Origin of the sequence: Streptomyces himalayensis subsp. himalayensis (assembly GCF_013778455.1) — a bacterium.
GTDB classification, from domain to species: domain Bacteria; phylum Actinomycetota; class Actinomycetes; order Streptomycetales; family Streptomycetaceae; genus Streptomyces; species Streptomyces himalayensis.
This window is the reverse complement of record NZ_JACEHE010000019.1, coordinates 145,340-157,961: the sequence shown is the minus strand read 5'-3', so window position 1 is coordinate 157,961 and position 12,622 is coordinate 145,340. Positions and strand designations below refer to the sequence as shown.

Annotated in this window: 7 protein-coding genes; 4 read left to right on the top strand and 3 right to left on the bottom strand. The window is 69.4% G+C overall.

Features of this window, described 5'->3' with window-relative positions; translation table 11 throughout:
• Nucleotides 1-25: 25 nt before the first annotated feature.
• On the bottom strand, nt 26-613 hold the full coding sequence (locus H1D24_RS27955) for a GNAT family N-acetyltransferase (protein WP_181660480.1): 588 nt from the start codon (nt 611-613) through the stop codon (nt 26-28).
• Nucleotides 614-990: 377 nt separating this feature from the next.
• Between H1D24_RS27955 and secA the strand changes: the two genes are divergently transcribed.
• Complete coding sequence (gene secA / locus H1D24_RS27950; protein ID WP_181660479.1) at nt 991-3,861, top strand: preprotein translocase subunit SecA; 2,871 nt, start codon at nt 991-993, stop codon at nt 3,859-3,861.
• 279 nt (nt 3,862-4,140) lie between these two features.
• Here the strand turns inward: secA and H1D24_RS27945 are convergent, their stop codons facing one another.
• Entirely contained in the window at nt 4,141-4,602 is a 462-nt protein-coding gene (locus tag H1D24_RS27945; protein ID WP_181660478.1) for an Rv3235 family protein, read from the bottom strand.
• Between the two features lie 322 nt (nt 4,603-4,924).
• Here H1D24_RS27945 and H1D24_RS27940 point away from each other — a divergent pair, with 322 nt between their 5' ends.
• Nucleotides 4,925-5,431, top strand: coding sequence for a DUF6912 family protein (locus tag H1D24_RS27940; RefSeq protein WP_181660477.1), 507 nt, complete (start codon nt 4,925-4,927; stop codon nt 5,429-5,431).
• A 58-nt stretch (nt 5,432-5,489) separates the two neighbouring features.
• Nucleotides 5,490-6,155: an HAD family hydrolase gene (locus H1D24_RS27935; RefSeq protein ID WP_181660476.1), complete on the top strand. Its 666-nt coding sequence runs from the start codon at nt 5,490-5,492 to the stop codon at nt 6,153-6,155.
• 188 nt (nt 6,156-6,343) lie between these two features.
• Here the strand turns inward: H1D24_RS27935 and H1D24_RS27930 are convergent, their stop codons facing one another.
• Complete coding sequence (locus H1D24_RS27930) at nt 6,344-6,910, bottom strand: DJ-1/PfpI family protein (protein WP_181660475.1); 567 nt, start codon at nt 6,908-6,910, stop codon at nt 6,344-6,346.
• Between the two features lie 608 nt (nt 6,911-7,518).
• Here H1D24_RS27930 and H1D24_RS27925 point away from each other — a divergent pair.
• Nucleotides 7,519-12,549: an NAD-glutamate dehydrogenase gene (locus tag H1D24_RS27925; protein ID WP_181660474.1), complete on the top strand. Its 5,031-nt coding sequence runs from the start codon at nt 7,519-7,521 to the stop codon at nt 12,547-12,549.
• The last annotated feature ends 73 nt before the right edge of the window (nt 12,550-12,622 follow it).

The following is a 12,622-nucleotide window of genomic DNA, read 5'->3' as shown; positions in this document are numbered from 1 at the left end:
GACAGCGGGTCCGGGACCGCCGAGTTCAGGCTCCCCGGGCAGGCAGATACGGTGCCGTCGACGGCAGGCCCAGGTCCGACGGAAGCAGCGAGCCGACCCAGCAGTCGCGTCGCACGCCCTTGTTGTTGATCGCCGAGCGCAGCGTGCCCTCCATCGTGAAGCCGGCACGCAGGGCCACAGAGCGGGAGCCCTCGTTGCCGACCTCCGCCCGCCACTCCACGCGGTCCATCCGTGCGCTCGTGAACGTCCAGCGGCACACGGCGAGCGCCGCCTCGCTCACATAGCCCTGGCCGCGGTGCTCCTTGGCGGCCCAGAAGCCGATCTCGCCGGTGCCCAGGGAACGCATGTCGAGGCCCACCATCGCGACCAGCACGCCGCCCCGCGGAGTGCCGTCCCGCAGGAAGACGCCCAGCGTGAACATCGAGCCGTCCCGCCAGCCGTCGGGTACCAACTGCCCCACGAAGCCGTCGGCGTGCTCCCGCAGGTACGGAGACGGGATGGTGGTCCAGCGCTGGATGTCGGGGTCCTGGCAGGCCGTGTACACGGCGTCTGCGTCGTCGGCGTCGACGGTGCGCAGGAGGAGGCGGTCGGTGGTGAGCGTGACGGGTTCCATCGGCCGATTCTGCTCGGGGGTCCTCGCGGACGCCACCACATTCCCGGGCTGCAGGGGCGCCACCGCGTTCCCGGGGGGCCGGGTGCGCGGATATCCGGACGCCATGTGACCGTTTATCGGGGAACGGGTCACCGGTCGCCGGTCACCGGTCACCGGGTGACGGGTGACGGACCGTGGCCGACGAAGGCTGCGTGATCCGGCCGTCACAATTCGCAGCGGGATCGCGGCACCTTCGCCGCGCCCCGCCCGTTCTCCTAGTGGCTGTCGCCATGGCAGACCTCCCGGCGCGGCGGGGTCCTCGCATACGATGGCCGTTGCTCAAGCAGTCAAATGGAAACCGACCATGCCAGGCCCGACCGGCAAGGAGACCAACCCCCGTGTCCGTCCTCTCAAAGATCATGCGTGCAGGCGAAGGCAAGATCCTGCGCAAGCTGCACCGCATCGCGGACCAGGTCAACTCCATCGAAGAGGACTTCGTGGGCCTCTCCGACGCCGAGCTGCGCGCACTCACCGAGGAGTACAAGGAGCGCTACCAGGAGTGGGTCGACAGCGAAGGCAAGAGCGGGGACAGCCTCGACGACCTGCTCCCCGAAGCCTTCGCCACGGTCCGTGAGGCCGCCAAGCGCGTCCTCGGCCAGCGCCACTACGACGTGCAGATGATGGGCGGCGCCGCACTCCACCTGGGCTATGTCGCCGAGATGAAGACCGGTGAGGGCAAGACCCTGGTCGGCACCCTGCCCGCGTATCTCAACGCGCTGTCGGGCAAGGGCGTGCACCTGATCACGGTCAACGACTACCTGGCCGAGCGCGACTCCGAGATGATGGGCCGCGTCCACAAGTTCCTGGGTCTGTCGGTCGGCTGCATCCTGGCGAACATGACGCCGGCGCAGCGCCGCGAGCAGTACGCGTGCGACATCACGTACGGCACGAACAACGAGTTCGGTTTTGACTACCTGCGCGACAACATGGCGTGGTCGAAGGACGAACTGGTCCAGCGCGGACACAACTTCGCGATCGTGGACGAGGTCGACTCCATCCTCGTCGACGAGGCCCGTACGCCGCTGATCATCTCCGGCCCCGCCGACCAGGCCACCAAGTGGTACGGCGACTTCGCCAAGCTGGTCACCCGCCTCAAGAGGGGCGAGCCGGGCAATCAGCTCAAGGGCATCGAGGAGACCGGGGACTACGAGGTCGACGAGAAGAAGCGCACCGTCGCCATTCACGAGTCCGGCGTCTCCAAGGTCGAGGACTGGCTGGGCATCGACAACCTCTACGAGTCGGTGAACACCCCGCTCGTGGGCTACCTGAACAACGCCATCAAGGCCAAGGAGCTCTTCAAGAAGGACAAGGACTACGTCGTCATCGACGGCGAAGTCATGATCGTCGACGAGCACACCGGCCGTATCCTCGCCGGCCGCCGCTACAACGAGGGCATGCACCAGGCGATCGAGGCGAAGGAAGGGGTGGACATCAAGGACGAGAACCAGACGCTCGCCACGATCACCCTGCAGAACTTCTTCCGCCTCTACGACAAGCTCTCCGGCATGACCGGTACGGCGATGACCGAGGCCGCCGAGTTCCACCAGATCTACAAGCTCGGCGTCGTCCCGATCCCGACGAACAAGCCGATGGTCCGCAATGACCAGTCGGACCTGATCTACCGCACCGAGGTCGCGAAGTTCGAGGCGGTCGTCGACGACATCGCAGAGAAGCACGAGAAGGGGCAGCCGATCCTCGTCGGCACCACCTCGGTCGAGAAGTCGGAGTACCTCTCGCAGCAGCTGAGCAAGCGGGGCATCCAGCACGAGGTGCTCAACGCCAAGCAGCACGACCGCGAGGCCGTGATCGTCGCCCAGGCCGGGCGCAAGGGCGCGGTCACCGTCGCCACGAACATGGCCGGCCGCGGTACGGACATCAAGCTCGGCGGCAACCCGGAGGACCTCGCCGAGGCGGAGCTGCGCCAGCGGGGCCTCGACCCGGAGGAGCACATCGAGGAGTGGGCCGCCGCCCTGCCCGCCGCCCTGGAGAAGGCCGAGGAGGCCGTCAAGGCGGAGTTCGAGGAGGTCAAGTCGCTCGGCGGGCTGTACGTGCTGGGCACCGAGCGCCACGAGTCGCGGCGTATCGACAACCAGCTCCGCGGCCGCTCCGGCCGCCAGGGCGACCCGGGCGAGTCCCGTTTCTACCTGTCGCTGGGCGACGACCTGATGCGCCTGTTCAAGGCCCAGATGGTCGAACGCGTGATGGCCATGGCGAACGTTCCGGACGACGTGCCCATCGAGAACAAGATGGTCACGCGTGCGATCGCCTCCGCCCAGTCCCAGGTCGAACAGCAGAACTTCGAGACCCGGAAGAACGTCCTCAAGTACGACGAGGTCCTCAACCGGCAGCGTGAGGTCATCTACGGCGAGCGGCGCCGCGTCCTGGAGGGCGAGGACCTGCAGGAGCAGATCCAGCACTTCATGGACGACACCATCGACGCGTACATCGAGGCGGAGACCGCCGAGGGGTTCGCGGAGGAGTGGGACCTCGACCGGCTGTGGGGAGCCTTCAAGCAGCTCTACCCGTGCCGGGTCACGATCGAGGAGCTGGAGGAGGCGGCGGGCGACCGCGCGGGCCTCACCGCGGAGTTCATCTCGGAGTCCATCAAGGAGGACGTCCACGAGCAGTACGAGGCGCGGGAGGCGCAGCTCGGCTCCGAGATCATGCGCGAGCTGGAGCGCCGCGTGGTGCTGTCGGTCCTGGACCGCAAGTGGCGTGAGCACCTCTACGAGATGGACTACCTCCAGGAGGGCATCGGCCTGCGGGCCATGGCGCAGAAGGACCCGCTGGTCGAGTACCAGCGCGAGGGCTTCGACATGTTCACCGCCATGATGGACGGCATCAAGGAGGAGTCCGTCGGCTACCTGTTCAACCTGGAGGTCCAGGTCGAGCAGCAGGTCGAGGAGGTCCCGGTGGAGGACGCGGCGCCGGCTCCGTCCCTGCAGAAGAGCGGTGTGCAGGATGCCGTGCCTGCGGGCGCGGCATCCTCGGGCGGCGGCGCCCGGCCCGAGATCCGCGCCAAGGGGCTCGACACGCCGCAGCGGCCGGACCGGCTGCACTTCTCCGCGCCGACGGTGGACGGGGAAGGCGGCATTGTCGAGGGCGACTTCACGAACGGGGACGCGCCGGGGCCGCGGTCCGAGTCGGATGGGCTTACGCGGGCGGAGCGGCGTAAGCAGCAGAAGGGCGGACGGCGTCGCAAGAAGTGACGGGCGTCTGCGACGCGTGAGCAGTTGAGGGGCCGGGCGCTGGGCGCCCGGCCCCTTTGTGTGTCCCCGGGGCTGCTGCCCAGCTGGGTGCACGTCCGACGCCGAGGGCGCCCGCCGTCGTGGGGCTGTGCCCACCATCTGCCATTGCCTCAAGGGGCATGGGCGGTACCCCCATCGCCCTGCGGTAACGGTGGTACCCCCATCGCCCTGCGGAACTGTGGTTCCCATCGCCCTGCGGAACGCCTGCCCACGGCCAGAGGGAGGCCTGCTGGAGCGCGGTTACCTTCGGATGGGGCGGGGGAGGCCTGGGACGGCTAGTTCTACTGCTGTACAGCGCCAGCGTTGGTCGGGGCCTTGCTCCAGGCGGAAGGCCATGGCGCGTAGGTGTTCGCCGGCGGCGATGCGGGCGAAGGCCTCGATGGCTCCCGGGCGCGGCATCTCGTAGCCGAGGTCGCGGACGACGGGCCTGTACCTGCCGATGCGCAGCGGGGCGTGCTCGGCCAGCCAGACGAGTTCGTCGTAAGCCCTGCCTGCGGTGTATCGCAGCATCGAGTGCACAGGGCGCTGCCCGCTGAGCACGGCCAGCAGGAGGTCGGCGAAGAGATCGTGGGGCCGGGGCGGCGGTCCCGGTGGGGTCACCCTTGGTGGAGCTCCGGCCGGACGCCGTGAATCGCGACGGCCGGGCGGGCGCGTGGCGGCGCCGGGCCTGTTGCGTGCCGACCTCGTCATCACCTTGTTCACAGTGGGTGGCCCCCGTCTGTTCCGGCCCAGTGGGATACCGGGCAGTAGCTTCGTTGGGGATCTTGTACGAGGCTGCGGGAGCGGCCCGCAAGGAGCAGCAGGGGGCGGCGGAGGCGGCGGGGGAATTCACCTATCAGGGTGATGGGCGGGTTGGTGCGCCCAGTAAGGGCCTGGTCGGAGGCGGGTTGGCGAGGGCTGCCGAAAGCCGCCGAGTCGACGCCGGACGTCCCTTCACCCGGCCACGAAGGGGGACTCCCGGCACGTATCCTGAAGGTCTCTCCGCGGCCCGGCGGTATGAATTCCGACTACGAAAGCGGCCAGTATGCGCGTCTACGTCCCCCTGACCCTTCACGGTCTCGCCGAGGCGCACAAGACGGGCGAGCTGGGCCCGGGACCGCTGACGGCGTACGCCGTGACGCCCGCGCTGCGGGAGTGGTACCTCTCGGACGACATCGAGGAGCTCGAGTACGCGGCGCTGAACCGCGCGGCGGTCGCCTCGCTGCGGCTGATCGCCACCGATCCGGGGGCCCCGCGGCGCCGGGTCGTCGTCGCGGTCGACGTACCGGACGGGGCCGCGGTCGCCGACCCCGACCGCGGGCTCGACCCCGCCGCACTCGGCGAGGTCCGGATCGCGGTCGCGGTGCCGCTGGCCAAGGCGGCGGCAGTCCACGTGGACGCGGACGACGCCGAGGCGGACGTGTCCGCGGCGGCGGACGCCCTCGGCGCGGCGGACCAGGGGGACGACGACGCGCAGTTCATCGTGGACGGGGCCGAGGACCACGAGCTGCTGTGGTACGCGACGCAGGAGATCCCGAACCTCATCGGCTGAACCGGCGCTCGTGGAGGGGCACGACGGGTTGTCAGTGGGGGCGGGTACGTTCTTGGACATGGGGAAGCACGCAGCGCACATCGTGTGGGACTGGAACGGCACGCTGTTCCATGACAACGACGCGGTCATCGGCGCGACGAACGCCGCCTTCGCGGAGATCGGCCTGGAGCCGATCACGCTGGAGCAGTATCGCGAGGTGTACTGCGTGCCGATACCCCGCTTCTACGAGCGGCTGATCGGGCGGCTGCCGACGGACGCGGAGTGGGAGCGCATGGACGCGGCCTTCCACCGGCACTACACCGCATGGCGCGCGGCGTGCAGGCTCGCCGACGGCGCGGAGGTGCTGCTGGCCGACTGGCGGTCGGCGGGCCACAGCCAGTCGATTCTCAGCATGTACGGGCACGACGAGCTGGTGCCGCTGGTCAGGGGGTTCGGCATCGAGCCGCACTTCGTACGGATCGACGGGCGGACCGGGCCCTCCGGGGGCAGCAAGGCGGAGCATATGGTGCGCCATGTGGCCGCGCTCGCCGGTGTGGAGCCGGCGCGGACGGTGGTCATCGGGGACGCGGCCGATGACGCGATAGCCGCGCGGCGGGTGGGGGCCCAGGCCGTTCTCTACACCGGTGGTTCGCACAGTCGGGCCAGCCTGGAGGTGGCGGGGGTTCCTGTCGTGGACAGCCTGGCGGAGGCGGTGGCGGAGGCGGAGCGGGTGGCTGCCGCCTGAGTCGGCGGCCGCCGGGGGGTGCCCCCGGCGGCCGACGTAGGCAGAGGACGCGCCGTGCGTCGTGGGTTGTGCCCACCCTCCCCAGACTCCGTCCGGGAGGTGCCCCCAGCCCTGCGGAACGATTGCCCACAACGGGACGCCCGGTGGAACCATTGCCCACACCGGCAACGGCTCGCCCCTGCGGCGGGCTACGTCACCGGCGCCTTCGCCCGCAGTACCGTCAGGAACTCCCTCATCCACGTGGAGTGGTCCGGCCAGGCTCGGGAGGAGACCAGGGTGCCGTCGACGACGGCCTCGGCGTCCTTGAAGGTGGCGCCTGCTGCCTGCATGTCCGGTTCCAGGGCGGGGTACGCGGTGACGCGGCGGCCGCGCAGGCCGTCCACGGCCGCCGTGAGCAGCGGGCCGTGGCAGATCTGTGCAACCGGCTTGTCGGAGTCGAAGAACGACTTGAGGATCTTGCGGAGTTCGGGGTCGTTGCGTAGGTACTCCGGGGCCCGGCCGCCCGGGATGACCACGGCCACGTACTGGCCGGGGTCGACCTCGGAGAAGGCCAGGTCGGCGGGGTACGTGTAGCCCGGCTTCTCCGTGTACGTGTCGAAGCCCGGCTCGAAGTCGTGGACCACGAACTGCAGCTTCTTGCGGGTCGGGGCCGCGATGTGGACGTCGTACCCCTCCTCACGCAGGCGCTGGTACGGGTAGAGGACCTCCAGTGACTCCGCTGCGTCGCCGGTCACGATAAGGATCTTGGCTGCCATTGCGCTGCGCTCCCCTCGCTCGACCTTCCCGGCCGAAGCCGGACGTTTCGCTCGGACGTTTCGCTCAACGTGCCTGCGGTGTCCGCCTCTGCCAAGGGGCCGTGCGTCGTTTCGGGTACCTCCATCGTGCGCTGTGCCCATCCCGTCCGCACCACCGCCGCCACCGGCACCCCACAACCCGCACCCCACAACCCGCACCGCCCTGTCCCTGTGCAGAACGTCAAACTTCCACCGCTGGTTTTGTACACATACGGCTCATGACGGGGCACCCGTACGGAGCGATAGCCTTGGAGCCGTGATCAGCGCGATATCCCGCGGGGGCGCCTTTGCCCCTGCCGTGCGCCCGGAGCACACGGAGGACATCCGTGCCCGGGCGATCGCTGGTCCGCACGGAGGGGGTGGGCCGGTGAGGCCGGCGGAGCCATCGGTGCTCCCGGAACACCCGGGATCACCGAGGCCATCGGAATGCTCAAGATTGGCTCATAACGCCCCTCTCATCTCTCATCGCGGCATAACGTCGACTCCGACCGGAGACCCCGCGTCGTGGCGTTGTGTCGCAAAACTTCCTTCTACGTCACGCAACGGCGCGCGACAGGAGCCAGAGGACAATGCAGACCAAGCTGGACGAAGCAAAGGCCGAGCTGCTCGCACGGGCCGCCCGGGTAGCTGAGAACAGTCCGGTCGGGGGGTACCTACCGACTGGAGAAACCGACAAGGGCACACCTGACCAGGAGACAGTGCTCGCGTTCCTCCAGCGCTACTACCTGCACACCGCGCCCGAGGACCTTGCCGGCCGCGACCCGGTCGATGTCTTCGGAGCCGCCTTCTCCCACTACCGGCTGGCCGAGCACCGCCCCCAGGGCACGGCGAACGTGCGGGTCCACACCCCCACCGTCGAGGAGAACGGCTGGACCTGCAGCCATTCCGTCGTCGAGGTCGTCACGGACGACATGCCCTTCCTCGTCGACTCGGTCACCAACGAACTGTCGCGGCAGGGCCGCGGCATCCACGTCGTCATCCACCCCCAGGTGGTCGTCCGCCGGGACATCACCGGCAAACTCCTCGAGCTCCTGCCCCCGGGTACTCCCGGGCACCCCGGCCCCGCCGTACTCGCCGCGGCCTCCGATGCAGCCCGCGAGGCCGACCTCGACGTCGCATCGAAGACCCCCGCGGGCACGCCGCAGTCGCTGCCGCACGACGCCGTCACCGAGTCCTGGATCCACGTCGAGTTCGACCGTGAGACGGACCGCGCCGATCTCAAGCAGATCACCTCCGACCTGCTGCGGGTCCTCTCCGACGCCCGTGAGGCCGTCGAGGACTGGGAGAAGATGCGCGACGCCGCGCTGCGCATCGCCGACGAGCTGCCCGTCGAACCCACCGCCGACGACCTGCGCGACCAGGAGGTCGACGAGGCCCGTGAGCTGCTGCGCTGGCTCGCGGACGACCACTTCACCTTCCTGGGCTACCGCGAGTACGAGCTCCGGGACGACGACTCGCTCACCGCCGTCCCCGGTACCGGCCTCGGCATACTGCGCTCGGACCCGCACCACGCCGTCGAGGACCACCACCCGGTGAGCCCGTCCTTCAGTCGTCTGCCGGCCGACGTCCGGGCGAAGGCGCGCGAGCACAAGCTGCTGGTGCTGACCAAGGCGAACAGCCGCGCGACCGTGCACCGGCCGTCGTATCTCGACTATGTCGGCGTGAAGAAGTTCGATGCGGACGGCAACGTCGTCGGCGAGCGCCGCTTCCTGGGGCTGTTCTCCTCGGCCGCGTACACCGAGTCGGTGCGGCGCGTGCCCGTCATCCGGCGCAAGGTCGACGAGGTGCTGCGCGGCGCGGGCTTCTCGCCCAACAGCCACGACGGCCGGGACCTGCTCCAGATCATGGAGACCTATCCGCGCGACGAGCTCTTCCAGACCCCGGTGGACGAGCTGCGCTCCATCGTGACGAGCGTGCTCTACCTGCAGGAACGCCGCCGGCTGCGGCTGTACCTGCGCAAGGACGAGTACGGGCGCTACTACTCGGCCCTCGTCTACCTGCCCCGCGACCGCTACACCACCGGCGTCCGGCTGCGGATCATCGACATCCTCAAGGAGGAGCTGAACGGCACCAGCGTCGACTTCACCGCCTGGAACACCGAGTCGATCCTCTCTCGCCTCCACTTCGTCGTCCGCGTGGCGCCCGGCACCGAGCTGCCGAAGCTGAGCGACGCCGACAAGGAGCGCATCGAGGCCCGTCTCGTCGAGGCCGCCCGGTCCTGGGCCGACGGCTTCGCGGAGGCGCTGAACGCCGAGGTCGGCGAGGAGCGCGCCGCCGCGCTGCTGCGCCGGTACGGGAGTGCCTTCGCCGAGGGCTACAAGGCCGACCACTCCCCGCGCGCCGCCGTCGCGGACATCCTCCACCTGGAGGCACTCACGCAGGAGGGCAGGGACTTCGGGCTCTCCCTGTACGAGCCGGTCGGCGCCGCGCCCGGCGAGCGACGCTTCAAGATCTACCGCCTGGGCGACCAGATCTCCCTCTCCGCCGTGCTTCCCGTGCTGAACCGCCTCGGCGTCGAGGTCACCGACGAGCGTCCGTACGAGCTGCGCTGCTCGGACCGCTCGACCGCGTGGATCTACGACTTCGGGCTGCGCATGCCCAAGGCCGCGGGCGCCCACAACGGGGACTACCTCGGTGAGGACGGCCGCGAGCAGTTCCAGCAGGCCTTCGAGGCCGTCTGGACCGGGCAGGCAGAGAACGACGGATTCAACTCCCTCGTCCTGCGTGCCGGAATCACCTGGCGGCAGGCGATGGTGCTGCGCGCCTACGCCAAGTACCTGCGTCAGGCCGGGTCGAAGTTCAGCCAGGACTACATGGAGGACACCCTCTGCAACAACGTCCACACCACCCGGCTGCTGGTCTCCCTGTTCGAGGCCCGGATGTCCCCGGACCGCCAGCGCATGGGCACCGAGCTGACGGACGCCCTCCTCGAGGAGCTGGACGGCGCGCTCGACCAGGTCGCCTCGCTCGACGAGGACCGCATCCTGCGCTCCTTCCTCACCGTCATCAAGGCGACGCTGCGCACCAACTTCTTCCAGGAGGCCGGGGGCGGCAAGACGCACGGGTACGTCTCCATGAAGTTCGACCCGCAGGCCATCCCGGATCTTCCGGCGCCGCGTCCGGCGTACGAGATCTGGGTGTACTCGCCGCGTGTGGAGGGCGTGCACCTGCGGTTCGGCAAGGTCGCACGAGGGGGCCTGCGCTGGTCCGACCGGCGTGAGGACTTCCGTACGGAGATCCTCGGCCTGGTGAAGGCGCAGATGGTGAAGAACACCGTCATCGTGCCGGTCGGCGCGAAGGGCGGATTCGTCGCCAAGCAGCTGCCGGACCCGTCCGTGGACCGCGACGCGTGGCTGGCCGAGGGCATCGCCAGCTACAAGACGTTCATCTCGGCGCTGCTCGACATCACCGACAACCTGGTCGCGGGCGAGGTCGTGCCGCCGCACGACGTGGTGCGCCACGACGGCGACGACACCTACCTGGTCGTCGCCGCCGACAAGGGCACCGCGACCTTCTCGGACATCGCGAACGAGGTCGCCCAGAACTACAACTTCTGGCTCGGCGACGCCTTCGCCTCCGGCGGCTCGGCGGGCTACGACCACAAGGGCATGGGCATCACGGCCCGCGGCGCCTGGGAGTCCGTCAAGCGGCACTTCCGGGAGCTGGGTGTGAACACCCAGGCCGACGACTTCACCGTGGTCGGCATCGGCGACATGTCCGGTGACGTGTTCGGCAACGGCATGCTGCTGAGCGAGCACATCCGCCTGGTGGCCGCCTTCGACCACCGGCACATCTTCATCGACCCGACCCCGGACGCGGCCGTCTCGTACGCCGAGCGGCGCCGCCTGTTCGAGCTGTCGCGCAGCTCCTGGGCCGACTACAACAAGGAGCTGCTGTCGCCCGGCGGCGGGGTCTTCCCCCGCTCGGCCAAGTCCGTCCAGCTCAACTCGCACATCCGCAAGGCGCTCGGCATCGAGGGCAACGTCGCCCGGATGACGCCGGCCGAGCTGATGCAGCGGATCCTCAAGGCGCCGGTCGACCTGCTGTGGAACGGCGGCATCGGCACGTATGTGAAGGCGTCGACGGAGACGCACACCGACGTCGGCGACAAGGCGAACGACGCGATCCGCGTCGACGGCGCCGACCTGCGGGTGAAGGTCGTCGGAGAGGGCGGCAACCTGGGCCTGACCCAGCTCGGCCGTATCGAGTTCGCACGCCACGGCGGCAAGATCAACACCGATGCGATCGACAACAGCGCGGGCGTGGACACCTCCGACCACGAGGTGAACATCAAGATCCTGCTGAACGCGGTCGTCGCGGACGGCGATCTGACCGTCAAGCAGCGCAACCAGCAGCTCGCCGAGATGACCGACGAGGTCGGCCGGCTCGTGCTGCGCAACAACTACGCGCAGAACGTGGCCCTGGCCAACGCCGCCGCCCAGGCACCGGACCTGCTCCACGTCCACCAGCGGATCATGCGCCGGCTGAGCCGGGAGGGCCGCCTGGACAGGGCCATCGAGTTCCTGCCCAACGACCGGCAGATCCGCGAGCTGCTCAACTCCGGGCGCGGGCTGACCCAGCCGGAGCTGGCCGTCCTCCTCGCCTACACGAAGATCACCACGGCCGAGGAGCTCATCGGCACGCCGCTGCCGGACGACGCCTATCTGCGGCGGCTGCTGTTCGCCTACTTCCCCCAGGCGCTCCGCGAGAAGTTCCCCGACCAGATCGAGGCGCACGCCCTGCACCGGGAGATCATCACGACCCTCCTGGTCAACGACACAGCGAACACGGGCGGTTCGACCTTCCTGCACCGGCTGCGGGAGGAGACGGGCGCGTCCACCGAGGAGATCGTGCGGGCGCACATGTCCGCACGGGAGATCTTCGGGCTGGCGCAGGTGTGGGACGCCGTCGAGGGGCTCGACAACGTCGTCGCCGCGGACGTGCAGACCCGTATCCGGCTGCACTCGCGCCGCCTCGTCGAGCGCGGCACGCGCTGGCTGCTCAACAACCGGCCGCAGCCGCTGCAGCTCGCCGAGACCATCGGCTTCTTCAGCGAGGGCGTGGCCCAGGTCTGGTCCGAGCTGCCGAAGCTGCTGCGCGGTGCGGACGCCGAGTGGTACCAGCGCATCTTCGACGAGCTGACCGGCGCGGACGTCCCGGAGGAGCTGGCCCAGCGCGTCGCCGGGTTCTCGTCCGTCTTCCCGGCGCTCGACATCGTCTCGGTCGCCGACCGCATGGGCAAGGACCCGATGGCCGTCGCCGAGGTCTACTACGACCTGGCCGACCGGCTCGGCATCACCGAGCTCATGGACCGCATCATCGAGCTGCCGCGGGCGGACCGGTGGCAGTCCATGGCGCGCGTGTCGATCCGCGAGGACCTGTACGCGGCGCACGCGGCGCTCACGGCGGACGTCCTCGCCGTGGGCAACGGGTCCTCCACGCCCGAACAGCGGTTCAAGGCGTGGGAGGAGAAGAACGCGGCGTTGCTGGCGCGGGCGCGCGGGACGCTGGAAGAGATCCGGAGCTCGGAGAGCTTCGATCTGGCAGTGTTGTCCGTTGCGATGCGGACTATGCGGACGATGCTGCGTACGCATAACTGAGCGTGGGCTCTATGGGGTGCCCTGGGCCTTCGGCCCGGGCACCTCGTCCGTTCGACGCCCTGCGGAACGCCTG

Excerpts from the sequence above, each read along its gene's own strand:
- H1D24_RS27955 (WP_181660480.1), bottom strand. The coding sequence starts at position 613 with ATGGAACCCGTCACGCTCACCACCGACCGCCTCCTCCTGCGCACCGTC.
- H1D24_RS27940 (WP_181660477.1), top strand. The coding sequence starts at position 4,925 with ATGCGCGTCTACGTCCCCCTGACCCTTCACGGTCTCGCCGAGGCGCAC.
- H1D24_RS27935 (WP_181660476.1), top strand. The coding sequence starts at position 5,490 with ATGGGGAAGCACGCAGCGCACATCGTGTGGGACTGGAACGGCACGCTG.
- H1D24_RS27930 (WP_181660475.1), bottom strand. The coding sequence starts at position 6,910 with ATGGCAGCCAAGATCCTTATCGTGACCGGCGACGCAGCGGAGTCACTG.
- H1D24_RS27925 (WP_181660474.1), top strand. The coding sequence starts at position 7,519 with ATGCAGACCAAGCTGGACGAAGCAAAGGCCGAGCTGCTCGCACGGGCC.